This is a genomic window from Acidobacteriota bacterium, from assembly GCA_016716905.1.
Lineage (GTDB): Bacteria > Acidobacteriota > Vicinamibacteria > Vicinamibacterales > SCN-69-37 > SYFT01.
In genome coordinates, this window is sequence record JADJUS010000022.1 from 1,206,594 (window position 1) to 1,225,941 (window position 19,348).

Consider the following 19,348-nt stretch of genomic DNA (forward strand, 5'->3'; position numbering starts at 1 on the left):
TCGGCGACATGAGTCGCGAGTACCACCGGTGGTTTGCACGAGACCTGAACCGGGACATGGAAATGTTGACGTTTGGCCATGCCGGGCGTCCTGTGATCGTCTTCCCCACCTCAATGGGAGCCTTCTTCGAATACGAAGACCGGGGCATGGTGGACGCGCTGGCGGACAAGATTGGCGCAGGGGCCCTGCAGCTGTTCTGCGTCTCAAGTGTGGACGCTGAGAGCTTTTATGCCGACTCGATCCATCCTCACGACCGCATCCAGCGGTATCTGCAATATGAACGCTACCTGACCGGAGAGGTGGTTCCGTTCATCAAAGGACGAACGGGAAGCGACACCGCAGGGGTGACCGGCTGCAGTTTTGGCGCGTACCACGCCCTGACGATGGCGCTGCGGCATCCGGATGTGTTTACGTCGTGCATCAGCATGGGAGGCGCGTTCGACATCATGCGGTTCCTCAACGGCTATTCCGATACCGACGCCTACCTGCTGTCGCCGCCGCTCTTCCTGCCTAACCTGGAAGACTCCTGGTTCCTGGACCGGTACCGCCAGAACAAATGGGTGCTGGTCACCGGCGAAAACGACATCTGCCGGGCCAGCACTGAAGAGGCCGCGCGGCTCCTGGACCAGAAGGGCATTCCCAACAGTCTTCATGTATGGGGCCACGGTTCCGAGCACGATTGGCCGGAATGGAAGAAAATGGCGGCAGTCTACGTGCCGTAGACGCGGTCCCGGGTCCAGAGTCCAGAGTCCAGGGTCCGAAGGAAAGGGATTTAGTAAATGGCGGGATTGATTGGTGTGTTGTTCGGGATGGAAGAGACGTTTCCGCCGGCGCTGGTGGAGCGGATCAATGGCATGGGTGTGCCCGGGGTGTCGGCCGAGTTCGTGAACATCGGCGCCGTCCGCATGGATGAACCCTCGCGGTACCGCGTGATCGTCGATCGCATTTCGCACGACATCCCGTTTTATCGTGCGTACCTGAAAAATTGCGCGCTGAGCGGCACGGCGGTGATCAACAACCCGTTCTGGTGGAGCGCCGACGACAAGTTCTTCAACTATGCGCTGGCGCAGCGGTTGGGCGTGGCCGTCCCGCCCACGGTCATCCTTCCCCACAAAGACCACCCGCCGGGCACATCCGGCCAGTCGATGCGCAACCTGCAATACCCGTTGAACTGGGAAGATGTGTTTGCATACATCGGGTTCCCGGCCTTCCTCAAGCCGTTTGACGGCGGCGGATGGAAGGACGTCTTCCAGGTGCGCTCGGCCAAGGAACTGTTTGTGGCCTACGACCAGTCGGGCACGTTGTGCATGACGCTGCAGAAAGCCGTGAACTTCAAGGAATATTTCCGCTGCTACGTCATCGGCCAGGAGAAGGTCCACATCATGCCGTATGACCCGAGGCGGCCACACGCCGAACGGTATGTGCTGGACCCGCCGGCCTACGACCCGGCACTCATCGCGCGCGTGGAACGCGACGCGCTGACGCTGTGCCGCGCTCTGGGTTACGACCTGAACACCGTGGAGTTTGCTGTCGAGGACGGCATTCCGTATGCCATCGACTTCATGAACCCTGCGCCTGACGCCGACCGGCGCTCGGTGGGTGAAGCCAACTTCGCATGGATCGTGGACGCCGTGGCGGATCTGGCCGTCAAGAAAGCGCTCGCGCCCCCTGCTCCGCCCACCTATCGCTGGGACGCGCTTCTGAAGGGGTAACGCCGGGTCTGAAGACCCGGCCTCCGAAGGCCTTATGAGTACACCGTCCTTTACACTCGGGATCGAAGAGGAATACCAGACCATCGATCCGCGCACCTACGATCTTCGATCCCATATCCAGACGGAGATCTTCGAAGAAGGCAAGCGGCGGATGAAGGAGAAGGTCAAGACCGAGATGCACCAGTCGGTGGTCGAGGTCGGGACCGGCGTCTGCCGTACGGTGGCCGAGGCGGATCTGGACCTGCGCGACCTTCGGCGTCAGATGATCGGCCTCACCGAAGAAAACGGCCTGTTGATGATCGCCGGGGCCACGCACCCGTTCGCCGACTGGCGCGTGCAGGACATTTCGCCCGACGAACGCTACGTGCAGGTCGTGGAAGACATGCAGATCGTGGCGCGGGCCAACCTGATCTTCGGCCTGCACGTGCACGTGGGCATCGAAGACCGCGAAACCCTGATCCATCTGATGAACCAGATGCGGTACTTCCTGCCGCATCTGCTGGCCATCTCCACGAACTCCCCCTTCTGGATCGGGATGAACACCGGTCTGAAGTCGTACCGCTGCAAAGTGTTCGATCGTTTTCCGCGCACCAACATCCCGGACACCTTCAGCTCCTGGGCCGACTTCGAGAACTTTGTTTCCCTGCTCGTCAAGACTCGATCGATCGACAACGCCAAGAAGATCTGGTGGGACGTCAGGCCGCACCCGGTGTTCGACACGCTCGAAGTGCGGATCTGCGACATCCCTCTGCGCGTAGAGGAGACAATCGCGATCGCGGCGCTCATCCAGGCGACGATGGTCAAGCTCTACCGCCTGCACGCCAAGAATCAAAGCTGGCGCGTCTACAGCCGCGCCCTGCTGATGGAAAACAAGTGGCGCGCGTCGCGGTACGGCATCGACGGCATGCTCATCGACTTCGGCAAGGAACGCGAAGTCCCCGAACGCGAACTGCTCCTCGAATACCTCGATTGGGTGGACGATGTGCTGGATGAGTTGGGATCGAGGGACGCCGTGAACGTGGTGCGATGGATCCTGGAAAACGGCACCGGCGCAGATCGCCAACTGCGCGTCTACGAAGAGTCCGGCCACGATCTCAAAGCCGTCGTCAATTACATGATCGCGGAAACGAGACACGGACTTTAGAGTCCAGAGTCCAGGGTCCAGAGTCCAGGGCTTGCCTCGCCGTAGCCTTGGCGAAGGCGGGTCCTGTACAACAATTTTCAACCTACCGCCGTTTCTTCTTGACCTCTCGGCGACGACGATGGCACCGTCGTCGTCATGGAACACATCGAAGGAGTTTTTTCGGCTGAGACCGAGCCGCAGCCGGAGGCACGCTCAACGTATGCGCTGCCGCGTGAACCACGATCAGGAAACACCCCACGCCCAGGTCAGGAGGGTCGAATGACTATTGCCGAGTACTTTGCCACCCCAGAACAGCTGATTCCGCAGGAGTTGATTTATGGCGTCATGCGGGTGGCGGACGCGCCGTCTGTGAGCCATCAGCGCGTGGTGTTGCGGCTGGCCACGGCACTGCAGGCGCATGCGGAACAGACACACGCCGGCGAGGTGTTTGTGGCGCCCATCGACGTGGTACTCGACCGCGCTCAGGCCCTGGTGCTGCAACCGGACCTGCTGTTCGTCTCGGCATCGCGCGGCGATATCGTGACGGACCGGATTCACGGCGCGCCGGATCTGGTCATCGAGGTGCTCTCTCCGCGTCCGAGAATTGGCGGACTTGACGAACGCGTGGGCTGGTTTGCCCGTTATGGGGTTCGGGAAATCTGGCTGTACAACCAGCACGAGTCGCAGCTCCATGTTCTGGCCTGCGAGGACGGCGCGGTCTGCTCGCGTGTGACGTTCGGGGCGAACGCGCCCATTGAGTCCCACGTCCTGCCCGGCTTCAGGCGGACGATTCGGTCTGTGCTGGAACGCGCATAACACGGCCCGCTCCGGTGATATCCTCGACTGCCGGAGATGTATGTCGAGTGAACTTCAGCCTGGCGCTGAGAATGCCATCAAGGTCTGCCTGAGCGTCCAGCCTCATGAGCGAGTGACGGTCATTACCGATCGGGAAACGCGGGACATCGCAGATGCCCTGATCGAAGAAATCACGAACGTTGGCGCCGAATACGCCCTGTTCGTACTGGAAGACGAGGCGGCCCGCCCCCTCAAGGACCTGCCGCCTCGCATTGCCGCAGACATGGAGCTCAGCCAGGTCAGCATCTTCGCCGCGCGAGTGCAGGCCAACGAGCTTGGCTCCCGCATGCAGATGACCGACATCGTCAATCGACGACGCATGCGTCATGCGCACATGGTGAATATCAACCGGCAGATCATGCTCGAAGGCATGCGGGCCGACTTCCACAAGGTGGATGACATCAGCGCGCGGGTCATCGGGAAGGTGCGGTCGGCGAAAAGGTCAGGGCCACCACGCCGGCGGGCAGTGACTTCACGGCGGACCTCAATCCGGACTATCGCTGGGTGAAAACCAGCGGCCTGATCTCCCCTGAAAAGTGGGGCAACCTGCCCGGCGGCGAGGTCTTCACAAGCCCCGGCGAAGTGAACGGCACCTTCGTCATCGACGGCGTCGTCGGCGACTGGCTGTGCGACCGCTACGGCAACCTCAAGGACACGCCCCTGACGGTGCGCATCGAGAAGAACCGTCTCGTGTCAGCTGAGTCGTCCAACCAGGCCCTGCGCGACGACTTCTGGGCGTACACGCACACGGATGAAAACAGCGACCGGGTGGGTGAATTCGCGATCGGCACGAACATCCAGCTGCACGAGATCATCGGCCACATCCTGCAGGACGAAAAATTCCCGGGCATCCACATCGCGTTCGGCAACCCGTACGGCGCGCACACCGGAGCCGATTGGTATTCCTCCACACACATCGACGTGGTGGGCGCCAACTTCGACATCTGGGTGGATGACGAACAGATCATGGACCACGGCCGCTTCCTGATCTGATGCTGGCCTGGGCGCGCGACCGCTTTAATCAGGAATTCACCGAGGAGCAGTACCGCGCGTTTGTGGATGCCGTCACCACCGGCGCGGGCGTGCCGATAGAGTTCAGGCTCTCAGAAACACCCTGCTTCTTCCCATCGTCACTGCTGGACTCCCTGGTTGAGGCCGCGCAGGTCATGACGCGGCAACTGCTCAACAACGCCGCGTATCGCACGGCGGCTGACGCGATGGTCCCCGAGCGCTTCCGCCTGGCGAATGGCGAAACGCTGCCCACGTGTGTGCAAGTGGACTTCGGCCTTGTCCGCACCGACTCCGGCGCGATCGAAGGCCGACTGGTAGAGCTGCAGGCGTTCCCGTCGCTCTACGGGTTCCAGATGCTGCTCGCGGAGACCGCACTTGGGCATCTGGGAGAGAGCGGGCATCTCGGACTTGAAGGGGACGGGTCTCGATCTGTGGCGGGAGAAATGACCTCTGAGGTCAGACCTCAGAGGTCTTATGGCCACAGATCGAGACCCGTCCCCCTCTCTTCCCGAATCTTCAACCCCTACCTCAGCGGATTGAATCGCAGCTCCTACCTCGAGCTCATGCGCAGGACCCTGGTCGGTGAACATGACCCCGCGTCAGTCATCCTCATGGAGATCGAGCCGCGGCGGCAGAAGACGCTGCCTGATTTCACGGTGACCGAGAACACGTGGGGCATTCGTCCGCTCGATACGCGCGAGATCATCCGCGAGGGCCGGCGCCTGTTCTACAAGCGCGATGGTGTGCTCACGCCAATCGTACGCATCTACAACCGGGTGATCCCCGACGAACTCGAGCGCTCAGGCGCCCCGATGCCGTTCGACTATCGCGACGATCTGGACGTGGAGTGGATCGGCGGCCCCGACTGGTTTTTCCGGATCAGCAAGTTCTCAATCCCGTGGATCACACACCCGTGGGTTCCCGAGACGCACTTTCTCTCGAACGTGAAGGCGATGCCGGATGACCGCGATGAATGGCTGCTGAAGCCGCTGTTTTCATTCGCCGGCGGCGGCATCATCTTCAGTCCGACCAACGCGGACATCGCGGCGATTCCCGACGACCAGCGACATCTGTACGTGCTTCAGCGGCGCGTGGCTTTCACCCCGCTCATCCGCACACCGGCTGGAGACACGCAGGCCGAGTTGCGGATCATGATGGTGCGCGAGGGCGACGGCTACCGCGCGGTGATGCCGCTTGTGCGCATGGGCCGCGGCAAGATGATGGGCGTGGACCATAACAAGGGGCTGCGCTTTGTCGGCGCCTCTGCCGCGCTCATGGAAATGGGGAACTGAGGAACTGAGGAACTGGGGAACTGGGGAACTGGTGGCGGGTGTCACGAATGGATCCCAGGCGCTTCATGGCCCGTGCGCTCAACGTATTCCACATACGACCCCGGAAACAGGTGCGGCACGGCGCCGCTCAGTTCCAGCACCCGCGTGCTCAGGCCGCGCAGGAATGATCGATCGTGCGAGACGAAGACCATGGTGCCCTCAAAGTCCTTGAGCGCTTTGATGAGCATGTCCTTGGTCGCCAGATCGAGGTGATTCGTCGGTTCGTCGAGCACGAGCAGGTTCGGCGGATACATCAGCATGCGCGCCAGCACGAGCCTGGACCGTTCGCCGCCCGAGAGTGACCGGATCTTCTTCTCGACTTCGTCACCCGAAAACTGGAACGCGCCGAGCAGCCCGCGTAACGCGCCGACGGTCTCGCCCGGAAAGTCGTACTGCGCCTGCTCCCAGATGGTGCGGTCGGGGTCGAGGAGCTGCAGCGCCTGCTGCGCGAAGTAGCCCATCTGCACGCTGGCGCCGATACGCACCTGGCCCGAGTCGGGCTCAAGCGCGCCGGCGATCATACGCAACAGTGTGGTCTTGCCCGCGCCGTTCGCGCCCATCACCGCCCAACGCTCACCGCGCTGAATGGTCATCGACAGCCCGTCGTACACCACGGTCTTGCCGTACGCCTTGTGCAGATCCTCGACCATGACGACTTTGTCGCCGGACCGTGGCGGCTGGCGGAAGTCGAAGTCCACCACCTTCCGCTTCTTCGGCAACTCGAGTTTCTCGATCTTGTCGAGCGCCTTCACCCGGCTCTGCACCTGGGCCGCCTTGGCCGCATGCGCAGCGAAACGATCGATGAATCGCTGCTCCTTCGCCAGCATCGCCTGCTGCCGCGCGTACGCGGCCTCGCGATTGGCATCGCGCACCGCACGCTCGCGCTCATAAAAATCGTAGTTGCCGGCGCACACCGTGATCTCGCCGTCAGCGATCTCTGCCACGCGCGAGACGATGCGGTTCATGAATTCGCGGTCGTGCGACGTCATGAAGAGCGCGCCCGGCATGGACTTGAGGAAGCTTTCGAGCCAGATGATGGACTCGATATCGAGGTGGTTCGTGGGCTCGTCCATCAGCAGGACGTCCGGGCGGCCGAGCAGGACTCGCGCCATCGCCACCCGCATCTTCCAGCCGCCCGACAAGGCACCAACGTCGCCGTCGATCCGGCTGTCGCTGAACCCCAGGCCGTGCAGCACCTCGCGGGCCTGGCTTTCAAGGCCGTAGCCCCCCGAGATGGTCGTATTCTTCCTGCACCTCGCCAAAACGCTCCAGGATGCGGTCCATCTCGTCGGCCCGGGCCGGGTCGCCCATGGCCACCTGGAGGGCCTCGAGTTCGTGGTGGAGGTCGCCCAGACGCCCGCTCCCGGCAATGGCCTCGTCAAGGACCGACCGGCCCTCCATTTCCTCAACGTCCTGGCGGAAGTACCCGACGGTCAGCTTCCGGGGCACCGTCACGTCGCCCTCTTCCGGGCTCTCTTCGCCCACAATCATGCGAAAAAGAGTGGTTTTGCCCGACCCGTTCGGCCCCACCAGGCCCACTTTGTCCCCGGGATTGAGCTGGAAGTTAGCCTCCACGAACAGGAGCTGCTTGCCGTACTGCTTGGAAATGTTGGAAAACGAAATCACAGGATGATCCTATCGGAGTGGCGAGACGGATGTCGGGGTCCTGGGGTCCTGGGGCTTGCCACGCCGTAGCCGCAGAGCGGCGGAGGCGGGTCCCGGAGTCAGATCCAGCGTGGGGGAAACCAGAAGAAGGATGACAGGAGTGCAGGTTCCAGAATTTCGCCATTTCGGACATTTGTGCCATTTCGCCATTTACGCGGCCGGGCAAGGCGGGTCTTTGCGATTTCCTCGTACCCTGCTAACCTGTGGTTTCCGCTGAAGGTTGGCCTCCGAGCTATGCCCGCGTTGGAAGTCCTGGTATCAGAACCCCCACGTGATCGCACTACGCAAGTGGAACGGGAGTCCGTTCCGGCTGTTCTTCCGCGAGCAACTGATCGGGCATTCAGCCTGATGAGGCGCCCGGCCCGCAGGGGTCGTCTTGGCGCAGGAGTCGATCATGGGTCGTAAACTGTACGTCGGTAATCTCCCCTACACCACCACCGAAGACGAGCTTCGTGACTTGTTCAGCCAGGCTGGTGCCGTTGACACCGTGAATGTTGTCCGTGACAACGCCACGGGCCGTGCGCGCGGATTCGCGTTCGTCGAAATGGCGACTGATGCGGATGCGCAGAAGGCCATTGAGCAGTTCAACGAGCAGCCGATGGGCGGCCGCAACCTGGCCGTGAACGAAGCGCGTCCGAAGCCCCAGTTCGGTGGCGGCGGTGGCGGCGGCTACGGCGGCGGCGCTGGTGGCGGCGGCAATCGTCGTCGCGAACCGCGCTGGTAAGACCACGCGGCATATTCTGGACCCGGTCGCCATGGGCGACCGGGTCATTCGTTTTTCAGGCACGACCCAGCAGGCGATTTCCGGAGGTCCTCAGTGAAGGTGTACTCAAAAGGCGCGCGAGTGTCACAGCCAAACTACGGACCGGGCACGGTCACTGATGCCGACACGCATCACACAGTGATCGACTTCGACAACCACGGCCTCAAGCGGTTCGTGACCACGATGGTGGCGCTCGCCCCTCGAGCGAACCCGCGCCGGAGAAGGCCAAGGCCACCCGCCGCAAGAAGGCCACCAAAGCGACCAAGGCCGCAGAAGCCTAGCCATCAGTAGACCGACCCCGAATCGTTCGGTATCGGTCACTACCAAACCGGGGATGGGCGTACGCGTCTAATCCCCATCAATGACAACCCGATCCACGCTTCTGGCGCTGCTGTGCCTTATCTGCAGTGCCCTCGCCATTCCTGCGCGCGCGCAGACCGCCGAGCCTTCGCCCACCCAGCCACAGTTACTCCGGGTCTTTGTCGACTGCTATGAGTGCGACACGGAGTACCTCAGGCAGAACGTTCAGTTTGTTGACTATGTTCGAGACCGTGCGGTTGCGGACCTTCACCTGCTGGTCACCACTCAGAGCACAGGCGGCGGTGGCACGGCATGGACCGCGAAATTCATCGGCCTGGGACGCTTCGACAAAGTCGATCGGACACTGACGTTCAACACGGCGCAAACGGCCACGAGCGACGAACGCCGCAAGGAATTCACCCGCATCTTCAAACTCGGCGTGGCCTCCTATGCGGTGGACTCATCGGCGGGTGCCCAGCTCGACGTGCAGTGGGTGAAACCCACCGAGGCGAAAGCTGCCCTGCCGGCGAAGGATCCTGGAACTACTGGGTCTTCCGCACGAACCTCAGCGGCAATCGCGATGGCGAGGAATCGGCAAACTTCAGCTCGTACCGCATGAGTTTCTCGGCCAACCGCACCACCGAAGCGTGGAAGATCAACCTCTCCACCAGCGGCAGCTACAACAAGAGTGTGTTTGATCTCGGGAAGAGGACGGGGGAAAGATTGAAAGCACATCGGACAGCTGGAGCGTCAACTCCCTCGTCGTGAAGAGCCTGGGACCCAGGTGGTCCATCGGCGGTCGCGCGTCCGTGTCGCACCTCGAGTTTCTCGAACAGCGACCGCGTCTTCACTGTGGCGCCCGGCCTGGAATTCAGTTTCTTTCCCTACAGCGAGTCGTCCCGACGGAGCCTGACTACGCTTTACACCATCGGCGCCAGTCACTACGACTACAAGGACGCCACGATCTTCGACAAGTTGAAAGAGACGGTGCCGGACCACTCTCTCGCCACACAAGTCAGCTTGCGCCAGCCCTGGGGCTCCATGTACGCCAGCGTCACCGTCTCGCAGCACCTCAATGAGCCCGCGCGACATCGCGTTTCTACGTACGCCAGCGCGGACGTTCGCCTGTTCAAGGGATTTTCATTCAATCTGTACGGCGGCTACGATCGCATCCGCGACCAGATCTCGCTGCGCAAAGGCGGGGCCACACCTGAAGAGGTGTTGCTGCGCCGGCGGCAACTGGCCACCGGGCACAGTTACAACCTCGGCTTTGGCATCAGTTACAGCTTCGGCTCCATCTTCAATAGCGTCGTGAACCCCCGATTCGGCGGAGGCGGCGGGCACTTCATCTTCTTCTAGCTGCAGGCCTCGGCCTGTTCCTCAAGCCCGAGGAGGTCGGACGTAGCTCGGGCTGTTCCTCAAGCCCGAGGCCCAACTACCGGTAGCGCTCTTCGAGCGGCACCGGCGGCAGCATCTGAGACTCCCATGTGGCCAGCCGGCCTCGGAGATCGGTGGCGGCGTCGGCATTTGCCCCGATCAGGTTGGTGCGCTCACCAGGGTCCGCCGCCAAATCAAAGAGGTGCGCTCCCTCCTCGTTTTCCACGTATTTGAGGTCACCGTGGCGCACGGCCTTTTGTTGGCGCCGCTGCGTCACGCGCCAGAACAATGTGCGCGGTATCGAGGGCGCGCCGCCCAGCGCCGGCAGCAGGCTGATGCCGTCGAGCGGCCGCAAAGCCGGTGCGGCGGCCAACGCAGCAAACGTCGCGGTCCAATCCATCGTCACCGCAACCTGATCCGAGTGGCTGGCTGCGGCAATCCGCGCAGGCCAGCGCACGGCGGTTGCGACGCGCAGCCCTCCTTCACCCACGGTCATCTTTGCGTGGCTGAACGGGCCCATATGCGAAAACCGCTCGCCGCCGTTGTCGCTCGTGAACACGAGTAAGGTGTCATTCGACATTCCCGCGGCGTCAAGCGCCGCCAGCACCCGGCCCACGCCATCATCGAGACTCCGCATCATCGCGGCAAATACTTCTGGCGAGCCTCCGGCCTTCCAGTCGTCCACGGAAGGACGACGGTGATCGGCAGGGCCTTGCCATGGCCAGTGAGGCGCGTTGTATTGGAGGCTGAGAAACAGCGGCGCCTCAGAGCGCGTCGCGATGATTTTCTCCGCGCGCGCGGTGAGCAGGTCGGTCATGTACCCGTCGGTGGTGACCGGTTCGCGGTTGTCGAAAAACAGCGGGCGCCTGTACCCGGAGTCTTCTTTCGTAAAGTAGTCGCCGCCGGCTCCGAGGAATCCGTAGAACTCGTCGAAGCCGTGTTCCAGCGGATGGTAATCAGGCGCCGTGCCAAGGTGCCACTTTCCCACCAGCGCGGTCCGGTAGCCTGCGTCCCTGAGTAGACGCGGCAAGGTCGTTGGGGAAGGCGTCAGTCCGATCGGGTGCGTGGTGAGCGGTTCGTGCAAGCCGGCAGGATCGCGGGCCGGGTAGCGGCCGGTCATCAGCGCCACACGCGTCGGTGAACACACCGGCGCGGCAGAGTACGCCTGACGCAACACCATGCCCTCTCGAGCGATGCGATCGATGTGGGGCGTCGTGTAGGCCGTCGCGCCGGTGAATCCGACGTCACCGTATCCGAGGTCGTCGCACATGACGAGGATGATGTGGGGACGACGGCCCCCTCGGCGCCATCCGCAGCCGGCCAGCGCGCCCCCGGCGGCCAACAGGGTGGAGGCCGCAAGCGCCGATTGGAGAAACTCGCGTCTGGTGGGGCCGCTCATGTCCGGTGGCGGGCATTGTGCCATGGGGTCGCCCAACTTTCCGGCTACACTCGGTGTCCAACCACTGCGGGAGGTTCGGATGCGTCTGAGAACTGGCGTTGTCACGTGTGGCGCCGCGCTTGCCTGTCTGGTCGGCACCGGGGTGAGCGTGCGGAGTCAGCAGCGAGACGCAACGCCGCAACCGAACACCCGGCAGGTGCCCGTGGGCACCGCGTCGATTGTGGGACGGATCGTGGATGCGCAGAGCGGCCAGCCGGTGGCCCAGGCCCGGCTGAATTTGTCCGGCATGACGGCTTTCGGCATGGCGCTGAGCTCGCAGCCTCCAAGCGCTGGCGGCACCGGGCCGGGGCGGTCTGGGGGCGTTTCCGTCGGCATGTCGGTGACCTTGCCGTCCGGCGTTTCAACAAACATCTCCGGCGGCCAGATGACAAATGCCGGCCGTTCGGGCATCACAGACGCGCAGGGCAACTTCGTATTCCGCAACCTCCCGGCCGGCAAATACCAGCTCACCGTGTCGCATCGGTCGTACCTGAACGGCGCCGCCGGTCAGCGCAAGCCGGCGGGCCCTGGGCGACCGTTCGAAGTGGTTGACGGGCAAAAAGTCGAACTGGACATCAAAATGGTGCGGGGTGGTGTCGTGACCGGTGCGGTCTTTGACGACAACGGAGCGCCTCTCGTGAACTCGCGCGTGCAGGTCTGGCGAATGATGCCGTCTGCGAATGGCCCGCGTATGCAGGCGCAGAACTCCACGACCACCGACGACCGCGGCGTCTATCGTATGCACGGCCTGCAGCCAGGCACGTATGCGGTGTCGGCCCAGCCGCAAACGAACTTCGAGAATGACATGGCGCTCGAGGAGGCCGCCCAGATCGATCGCGCCGTGGCGAGCGGTGCGGTGCAACAGGGCACCGCCGGGCAACCGGCGATGGTGCGCATCCCCGCCCCGGCGCAGCGGACGATCACGCAGCCGGCCGGATTCCTGCCGACCTATGCGCCCAGCGCCATCAGCTCTGACGCGGGCACTCGGGTGAGTGTAGTGGGCGGCGATGAACATGCCGGCATCGACATACAGGTACGCCCACTGCGTGCTTCGACGATCACCGGAATGGTCACCAACATGCCTGCGGCACAGGGAGCGCCGAGCCGGGTCCAGATCATGTCGTACAGCGAACCTTTCACCGGATCGACGAATGGCGCATCAGTCAACCCGGATGGGCGCTTCACGATTTCGAACCTTCAGCCGGGGACCTACACTGTTGTCGCGAGCCTCATCACTCAATCCAACACGCCGTCACCCTCAGGCATCGCGGCGGCCGGCACACCGCAGCCCAGGTTGACTGCGCGCACGACCGTGACCGTGGCCGACGACATGTCCGTTCCAGTCACGCTGGACCTGCGGCCTGGGCGGAGCGTCTCTGGCCAAATGACGGTCGACATGACTCGCCACCAGGAATCCCAACCCACCGTGACGGTTCGAATTCAGAATGCACCAGGCGAGCCGCCGGTGATGGGTGCCCTCCCGACAACACCGGTTGACCCATCCGGACGCTTCACCATTCAGGACGTGCCGCCAGGCCGCTACGTCATCTCGGCATCGCTTCCGGTGCGGTCCGCGCGGCTCGGAGGCGCGGAACTGCTCGACACCTATCTCGATGTGTCGGGAAACGAAGACATCCAGGGCATTCAGGTCCTCGTGTCCGACAGGTCTTCGCAATTGTCAGGTCTGATCACGGCAGGGAGCGACTACGATGCGTCGGAGACACCGTCATCGTGGCCAGCAGTGACCCCGACCACTGGCGGCCAGGATCCCGCCGCGTGGTGACGACACGCGCGAACCTGGCGGGCCGGTATACGGTGAGTCTGCCACCCGGTAATTACGTGGTGGGCCTGGTTACAGACTTCGAGTCCGGCATGCAGAACGACGCGGAGTTCCTCAAGGCACTGGTCGCATCGGGTGTCCCGGTCACCATCGGCGATGGTGACCGGGCCACACGCGACCTCCGCGCGGGTCGTTGAGGGACCCCAGGACCCCAGGACCCCAGGACTCCTGGACCCCTAATTCCCTCCGCCGCCGCCTGATCCGGCCGTCGCTTTCTTTTTCTCTTCCTCGCGCACCTTCAGCCGCTGGTCGAGGTTCTCCTGCATCTTGAGGCGCGGCACGCCGTCTTTCCACCAGTCGGGCGCGGGCGCACCCTTGAGGTGGTGGTCGAAGAACTCCTTCATGCGCACCGTGTAGTCCTGCATGTTCGCGGGACGCGCCAGACCGTGGTTCTCACCAGGGTACTCAAGCATGACCACTGGTTTATCGAGCCGGCGCAGGGTGTTGAAGTACTCCACGCCCTGCGTGAAGTCCACGGCGCCGTCCTGATCGTTGTGCAGGATGACGAGCGGCGTCTTCACTTTCGCCGCGTGGTACACGGGCGAGTTGCGCGTATACGCCTCCCAGTTGGCCCAGGGGCCCGTGGTGAAACGGCCCTGGCTGCTCTCGAAGATGGAGCCGTTGGTGCCGCCGCTGTTCTTGTAGATGATGCTGTACATGCTGATCATGTTGGTCAGCGGTGCGCCGGCGATGGCCGCGGCAAATACGTCCGACTGCGTGATCGTGAACGCCGTCTGGTAGCCACCCCACGAGTGGCCGTGCAGGCCCACACGCTTCGGATCCACAACACCAGTGGCGACCGCAGCCTTCACGGCCGCAGGCAGCGTCCACGCGGCCGACATGCCCGGGTCGTTGATGTAGTACTTGATGTCGGGCTGCAGCACCGCGTACCCGTTGCTGGTGTACGCCTGACGGCTGAAGCCGTTTGTCGTCGGGCGGCCGTACTGGTTGTGGCCCTGCGTCAGGCGCTCGTAGATGTACACGATCGTCGGGTACGACTTGCCCTTCTCGTAGTTGGCCGGGAGATACAGCGACGCCTGCAGGCGCTCACCCTTGTCGTTCTTGAATTCGATGAGCTGAGCACCGGCCGACCATGCCAGTGATTCCGCTTCGGGCGCCATGTCCACAATTTTGCGTCCGGCCGTCAGCGTGGCATCCGTCACGTACACCTGCGGGGCCACCGTGGGAGTCTCCTTGCGATACAGCCAGGTCTCGCCCTTCTCCGCCTTCTGCAGGCCCGTGATCGACGCGTCTTCCCACAGCAGCATCTTGAGGCCGGTCTTGCCGGGCTCGAGAATGCCGTAGCCGGCGCGCTTGGTCCACTCGCCCATCACCGAGAAGTACTGCGGCTTGGACAGATCGATCCCGCGCTCGTTCTGGTAAATCCCCGGCACCCGGCCCTGGTATCGGATCGAATCCTTCTTGCCGTTCACCGTCAGGTTCACGGCCGCTTCGCCGGCGGCCACCGGCACCTTCCAGATGTCCCAGCGATCCGAGATCAGGACGTACTGGTTGTCGGACGTCCAACCCATCGCCTGCGTCGGCGGGTCAACGACGTTGTGGTCATCTTCGATGTTGATGAACGAGGTCGGCACTTTTTCCGTGATGTTGCGCGTCGTACCCGTGGCCACATCGAACACATGGAAGTGCTTGTTCTCGTAGTAGAGGTACTTCGTGGTGTCCGGCGACGCCGTGTTGGTCCAGCGCAGGTTCTTCTTCACCACGGTCTTGCGTCCGGTCTTCGTATCGATCGCGTAGACGTCGCGGAAGCTCTGGCCGTTGAGGTTGGCCATTAATTCTCGCGGCATCACTCGTGCCGATGGCCCACTGACCACGGCCCGTGATCTGAATGTCGGGCACCTCATCGTCGGCAATGCGCACCATCGTGTTGTCGCCTGGCCGATACATGGTCACGTAGTTGAAGCTGCGGTCCTGGTTTTCCTGCACGCGTTGCGCCGACTGCAGGCGCGGGTCCTTGTAGTGCCAGACCACGAGATTGGGCCTGGCGTCGGGATCCGCTGCGGGCGCCGGACCGGCGCCACGCGCACCAGGCTCGGCGGCGTCAGCGCCCTCGGCGGGAGCCGCGTTGCCACGGCCTGCCGGACGCGGCACCTTCGTCAACTCGGCAATGCCGAAGATCAGGGCATCACGACTTTCGGTCCACATCGGCGCCCGGTTGCCGCTGATCGACATCTCGGCCGGGAACGTCTTGTCCTGCTTCGGGTCGTACACCACTTTTTTCGGGGTGCCGCTGCCAAAGCCCGTGAAGCCCATGACCGAGAAGAGGCGCTCACGATAAGCGCGGTCGTCGCTGCCCTTCAGCATGGAAATGGCGTCGCCCTCGGTCGTCCAGGACATGCGCTCGTAAAACGCCTTGTCGGTTTCGAGCGAAGTGATCGTGCCGGCCGACATGTCGCGAATCTGCAGGCCGTTGCCCGCCTGATCGGCAGCGTCAATGTTCAACGCCAGGTATTTGCCGGACTTGTTGAAGCCAAACTCAAACACGTTGCCGACGTTCAGCTCAGTGCCGGTCTTCAGTTCACGGAGGATCATGTCTGTGCCGCGCGGTCGCGTGTCGCGCGGTGCGTCGGCGGCCGGCGCAGGGCCCGCGCCACGGCCTGCTGGCGCCGCACCTGCGCCAGCGGCGGCGTCTGGACCGTACCGATGCATCGCAATCCAGCCGCCCATTTCACCGTTGAAGGCGAAGCGGCGCACTTTGGGCACGCTCACCTTTTCACCGTTCGACAGGTTCACGATGAGCGCCGACGTCTGAATCGGCCGCCGCGCGCGGCGAGCCGCCTCGGCCTCCTGCCGGGTCAGCGACGTGGACGTCGCAAACCACATCGAGTCGTCAGAGAACGACATCGGGCCCGCGCCTTCCCCAGCCGGGAACTTCCATTCCTGCGCGCCTGATGTGCTGCGCACAATCACCTCGCTGTTGCCTTCGAGCGGCGCCACACGATAGGCGAACCACTTGCCGTCGGGCGAGAGACTTGCCGTGCTCATGGCGCGGAACGACAGGATGTCGTCGAGCGACATGGCACGTTTGCTGGTGTTCTGTGCCGAAACGGGCACGAACACGGCAGCGACAAACACCAGGGAAGAACGAGAACGACGCGGCGGCGCATCCGTTTCATGACTGGACCTCCAAAAAGACGTTCGAGACGGGAAACCGGTGGAATGGTAACAGTACAGGGGTTGCTTAGGCGACCCGTGGACCGGCCAGTTTCCTGAGCCGACGGAAAATCCAGCGCACGACAAACGTGAGCGTGACAAGCATCACCAGCACCATCGCAGCCGCCACATAGGGATACTGCGTGGCGAACCACACGAGGATCAGTGCTGCGCCATCTTCGGCGAGGCTCAAGCCGATGTTTGACGCCGGCTCCGGTGATGCGCTGACCGCCGCTCGCATCGTGGTTTTTCCCGAATGCGCCAGAAGCGCGAGCGCGGAGCCCGCAGCGCCGGCCGCCAGTTGCCAACCCGGGTCGAGCTGCGGCAACGCGCCATAGGCCAGCAAACCCGCGACTGGCACGCGAACGAATGTCTGGAGGACATTCCAGACCAAATCGACCAGCGGCACTTTGTCCGCCACGAACTCGATGACAAACATCGCGAGGCAGGCGCCGATCACCCACCAACTCTGGACAATGCCCAGGTCACCGGGCAGCACCACAAGCCCGGCGCGCGACACCAACCCGAGCGCCGCAACGGTGCCGTACACGTTCAGGGCCTGCGGCAAAACATACGGCCACAAGAAAAGCCGCGACGTGTTCAGGGGACGTCAGCACACCGACATATTACAAGCGTGATGCCGGGTCTGAAGACCCGGCCTCCGAAGAGCGTTCGACCTTCAGGTAGATGGGACCCACGCCGAGCGTGGCCACCAGCGCGTAGGTGCCCCACCCAGCGCGGTTGGTCACGAGGAAGCGGGCGTGTTCGCCGGGCTTCAAATCGATCGGGACGTTCTTCCAGACGAGGGTGTTGTGCAACCGCATGCGGTGCTCGCCTGCGGCCACGTCCTTCGTCACGCTCTGGCCGTTGACCAGCACCGCGAACGGCTCACCGTCGAGCGTGACAAAGATCTGTCGGATGCCGATATCGTCGGGCGACTGCCGCGCGACCGTGATGGTGGCGTTCACCTCACCATCCGCGCCGCCGTGACCGCATCACCCATGTCGAGATGATCGACCACGTCCATGCCGCGCACCACGCGACCAAGTGCCGTGAAGTCGCCCTCGTTGTGTGGCTGTGGCGTGCTGCCCAGCGTGTAGCCCGCCCTGCCGGTATCGAGGCCGGACGACGCCCATGCGAGATTGCCTCGGGTCAGCCCCAATCGGCTCACCTCGTCGCGCAGCCGATTGGCGCCGCGAATGGTGGCCTGCTGCGCCACAAAGTTCGGCACCACACGACTGAACACCGTGCCGACAATGGCGCCTGACTCGGTGAGGCGGACAAACTCCTCCATGCCGAGCGGCGATTCGCCGGGGTAGAGCTCCAGCTCGATTTCACCCTTCGGCGTGGTCCACACCGCGCGGGGCGCGGGAGCGCCGTTGTACGCAGGCACAATCCAGCGTTCGACAATGGCGCGATAGTCGGCATCGGTGCGCGCAGGCACCGGTTGTGCCGGCGCAGCTGCACCGCCCTGACGTCCGCCGCCCGCCGGGGCAGCCGGGATGAGCAGGTCCTTCATGGTCGGGTCGGTGGCCAACTGGTCCAGGAACTGCTGGCCGATCGGGCCCATGCGCCGCAGCGCCTGGGTGGCTGATGTGCGAATCGCCAGACTCGGGTCGCGCAACAGCGTGGCGGCGGCGTCGAGCGCCAACGGCGGCGCGAGCTGTGTGAGCGGCGTGAACGCCGTGAGGCGCAGCGCGGCGGGCTTCGACGACGCCGTCGCGGCGGCCAGGCGCGGCGCTACCTGGCCCACGCGACCCTTGTGTCGGCCGAGAAGTTCGGCGGCCGATACTGACAGCCACGTATCCGGGTCTTCGAGCGCGGCCAACACCACACCAAACGACTCCTCATCGTCGTACCCGTCGAGCGCGCGCAGGGCTTCAGTGCGCACGCGCCGGTCAGTGTCTTTCGTGCCGGCGCGCAGTCGTGCTGCGGTCGCCGCGCGATCGACGACGACAGCGGCTGGCTCGACGGGCGGTGCCGTTCCCGGTGGCGGCGTCGACGTTGGCGCAGGCGGCAGAGCCAGTCCGCGCATAGCCCAGAATCTGACGTCAGGTGACGCATCCTCACTGAGTTTCAGCAGGTGCGGCACGGCGGCTGGATTGCGCGGGCGGAACAGGGCCCATGCGGCGCGCCACCGGACTTCGGGGCTCGTCGTCGGAGTCGTCCACTTGACGATCGGCGCGAGGTCTTCGCGAGTTGTATAACGCCCCATCGACAGGAGCGCCTCACCCACCACCCCCTCTGTGGCAGCCCCACGGGTGGCGTTGGTCAGATACTGGGCCAGCGCCTTCCAGGCTTCTGGCGTCCTGATCTTGCCGAGACCCCGCGCGGCCTCAAACGCCACGCCCGTGTTGGGGTTGGCCAGAAGCATCTGTGCCAGCCAGGCGACACCCGCAGGGTCCTTCAGTTGCCCGGTCGCGAAGGCGACGGTTGCGACGATTTCCGGGTTCTCGTCACGCCGCAGCGGTTGGAGCAACACCCCTCCACGCGGGTCGGCGATGCGGCCAACGGCCACCACGGCCCGGCGTTTGACCTCGGGATGTTTCGACTGAAGAAGCCGTGCCAGCGCCACTTCGTCAAACTGCCGTGTGTCTTCGAGCTTCACCAGCAGCGCGATATCAACGATGTCCACCTCTGCCAGAGGCGGCCGCTGGTTCGCAGCCGTGCCCGGCAGTTGGACTGCCTCGCGTGCACCGCCGCACCCCCCGAGCGCGACGATGGCGAGAAGCAGGCCGATTCGAGTTCGTGTCATGTCA

General features: G+C 63.7%; 15 protein-coding genes and 2 pseudogenes. 11 read left to right on the top strand and 6 right to left on the bottom strand.

Annotated elements, in window-relative coordinates; genetic code table 11:
* Nucleotides 1-8: 8 nt before the first annotated feature.
* The 6 genes and pseudogenes from IPL75_21400 (at nt 9) to IPL75_21425 (ending at nt 5,993) form a co-directional block, all read left to right on the top strand.
* The gene (locus IPL75_21400; GenBank protein ID MBK9242754.1) at nt 9-722 is read left to right on the top strand and encodes an esterase family protein; all 714 of its coding nucleotides are present in this window, start codon (nt 9-11) and stop codon (nt 720-722) included.
* 57 nt (nt 723-779) lie between these two features.
* Nucleotides 780-1,712, top strand: coding sequence for a hypothetical protein (locus IPL75_21405; GenBank protein ID MBK9242755.1), 933 nt, complete (start codon nt 780-782; stop codon nt 1,710-1,712).
* A gap of 34 nt (nt 1,713-1,746) precedes the next feature.
* A complete protein-coding gene (locus tag IPL75_21410) occupies nt 1,747-2,856 on the top strand; it encodes a carboxylate-amine ligase (protein ID MBK9242756.1) in 1,110 nt (369 codons plus the stop codon).
* Nucleotides 2,857-3,114: 258 nt separating this feature from the next.
* Complete coding sequence (locus IPL75_21415) at nt 3,115-3,651, top strand: Uma2 family endonuclease (protein ID MBK9242757.1); 537 nt, start codon at nt 3,115-3,117, stop codon at nt 3,649-3,651.
* 40 nt (nt 3,652-3,691) lie between these two features.
* Nucleotides 3,692-4,683: pseudogene (locus IPL75_21420) on the top strand (aminopeptidase).
* On the top strand, nt 4,683-5,993 hold the full coding sequence (locus tag IPL75_21425; GenBank protein MBK9242758.1) for a hypothetical protein: 1,311 nt from the start codon (nt 4,683-4,685) through the stop codon (nt 5,991-5,993). The pseudogene IPL75_21420 and the gene IPL75_21425 overlap by 1 nt, the downstream one beginning before the upstream one ends.
* 41 nt (nt 5,994-6,034) lie before the next feature.
* Here IPL75_21425 and IPL75_21430 read toward each other — a convergent pair.
* Nucleotides 6,035-7,658, bottom strand: a pseudogene (locus IPL75_21430) (ABC-F family ATP-binding cassette domain-containing protein).
* Nucleotides 7,659-8,091: 433 nt separating this feature from the next.
* Between IPL75_21430 and IPL75_21435 the strand changes: the two are divergent.
* The 3 genes from IPL75_21435 to IPL75_21445 all read left to right on the top strand — a co-directional run bounded on the left by IPL75_21435 (nt 8,092) and on the right by IPL75_21445 (nt 10,119).
* On the top strand, nt 8,092-8,421 hold the full coding sequence (locus IPL75_21435) for an RNA-binding protein (protein ID MBK9242759.1): 330 nt from the start codon (nt 8,092-8,094) through the stop codon (nt 8,419-8,421).
* A gap of 400 nt (nt 8,422-8,821) precedes the next feature.
* The gene (locus IPL75_21440) at nt 8,822-9,379 is read left to right on the top strand and encodes a hypothetical protein (protein ID MBK9242760.1); all 558 of its coding nucleotides are present in this window, start codon (nt 8,822-8,824) and stop codon (nt 9,377-9,379) included.
* 233 nt (nt 9,380-9,612) lie between these two features.
* The gene (locus IPL75_21445; GenBank protein MBK9242761.1) at nt 9,613-10,119 is read left to right on the top strand and encodes a hypothetical protein; all 507 of its coding nucleotides are present in this window, start codon (nt 9,613-9,615) and stop codon (nt 10,117-10,119) included.
* A 76-nt stretch (nt 10,120-10,195) separates the two neighbouring features.
* On the opposite strand, the gene IPL75_21450 is transcribed toward IPL75_21445, so the two are convergent.
* Nucleotides 10,196-11,536, bottom strand: a complete 1,341-nt coding sequence (locus IPL75_21450) for a sulfatase-like hydrolase/transferase (GenBank protein ID MBK9242762.1) — start codon at nt 11,534-11,536, stop codon at nt 10,196-10,198.
* A gap of 79 nt (nt 11,537-11,615) precedes the next feature.
* Between IPL75_21450 and IPL75_21455 the strand changes: the two genes are divergently transcribed.
* Together IPL75_21455 and IPL75_21460 are read left to right on the top strand one after the other, a co-directional pair.
* Nucleotides 11,616-13,358 carry a carboxypeptidase regulatory-like domain-containing protein gene (locus IPL75_21455; protein MBK9242763.1) on the top strand — a complete coding sequence of 581 codons (1,743 nt, stop codon included), beginning with the start codon at nt 11,616-11,618 and terminating at the stop codon, nt 13,356-13,358.
* Nucleotides 13,352-13,552, top strand: a complete 201-nt coding sequence (locus IPL75_21460; protein ID MBK9242764.1) for a hypothetical protein — start codon at nt 13,352-13,354, stop codon at nt 13,550-13,552. Before IPL75_21455 ends, IPL75_21460 begins: the two co-directional genes overlap by 7 nt.
* A 39-nt stretch (nt 13,553-13,591) precedes the next feature.
* On the opposite strand, the gene IPL75_21465 is transcribed toward IPL75_21460, so the two are convergent.
* The 4 genes from IPL75_21465 to IPL75_21480 all read right to left on the bottom strand — a co-directional run bounded on the left by IPL75_21465 (nt 13,592) and on the right by IPL75_21480 (nt 19,344).
* Nucleotides 13,592-15,136, bottom strand: a complete 1,545-nt coding sequence (locus IPL75_21465; GenBank protein MBK9242765.1) for a S9 family peptidase — start codon at nt 15,134-15,136, stop codon at nt 13,592-13,594.
* Between the two features lie 1,481 nt (nt 15,137-16,617).
* Nucleotides 16,618-17,157: a DUF4126 domain-containing protein gene (locus tag IPL75_21470; protein ID MBK9242766.1), complete on the bottom strand. Its 540-nt coding sequence runs from the start codon at nt 17,155-17,157 to the stop codon at nt 16,618-16,620.
* Nucleotides 17,158-17,215: 58 nt separating this feature from the next.
* Nucleotides 17,216-17,557: a hypothetical protein gene (locus tag IPL75_21475; protein MBK9242767.1), complete on the bottom strand. Its 342-nt coding sequence runs from the start codon at nt 17,555-17,557 to the stop codon at nt 17,216-17,218.
* A complete protein-coding gene (locus IPL75_21480) occupies nt 17,554-19,344 on the bottom strand; it encodes a HEAT repeat domain-containing protein (GenBank protein ID MBK9242768.1) in 1,791 nt (596 codons plus the stop codon). The genes IPL75_21475 and IPL75_21480 overlap by 4 nt, the downstream gene beginning before the upstream one ends.
* Nucleotides 19,345-19,348 lie beyond the last annotated feature (4 nt).

What these genes read in the sequence shown, in the direction of transcription:
- IPL75_21400 (MBK9242754.1), top strand. Translation starts at nt 9, where the DNA reads ATGAGTCGCGAGTACCACCGGTGGTTTGCACGAGACCTGAACCGGGAC.
- IPL75_21405 (MBK9242755.1), top strand. Translation starts at nt 780, where the DNA reads ATGGCGGGATTGATTGGTGTGTTGTTCGGGATGGAAGAGACGTTTCCG.
- IPL75_21410 (MBK9242756.1), top strand. Translation starts at nt 1,747, where the DNA reads ATGAGTACACCGTCCTTTACACTCGGGATCGAAGAGGAATACCAGACC.
- IPL75_21415 (MBK9242757.1), top strand. Translation starts at nt 3,115, where the DNA reads ATGACTATTGCCGAGTACTTTGCCACCCCAGAACAGCTGATTCCGCAG.
- IPL75_21425 (MBK9242758.1), top strand. Translation starts at nt 4,683, where the DNA reads ATGCTGGCCTGGGCGCGCGACCGCTTTAATCAGGAATTCACCGAGGAG.
- IPL75_21435 (MBK9242759.1), top strand. Translation starts at nt 8,092, where the DNA reads ATGGGTCGTAAACTGTACGTCGGTAATCTCCCCTACACCACCACCGAA.
- IPL75_21440 (MBK9242760.1), top strand. Translation starts at nt 8,822, where the DNA reads ATGACAACCCGATCCACGCTTCTGGCGCTGCTGTGCCTTATCTGCAGT.
- IPL75_21450 (MBK9242762.1), bottom strand. Translation starts at nt 11,536, where the DNA reads ATGAGCGGCCCCACCAGACGCGAGTTTCTCCAATCGGCGCTTGCGGCC.
- IPL75_21455 (MBK9242763.1), top strand. Translation starts at nt 11,616, where the DNA reads ATGCGTCTGAGAACTGGCGTTGTCACGTGTGGCGCCGCGCTTGCCTGT.
- IPL75_21480 (MBK9242768.1), bottom strand. Translation starts at nt 19,344, where the DNA reads ATGACACGAACTCGAATCGGCCTGCTTCTCGCCATCGTCGCGCTCGGG.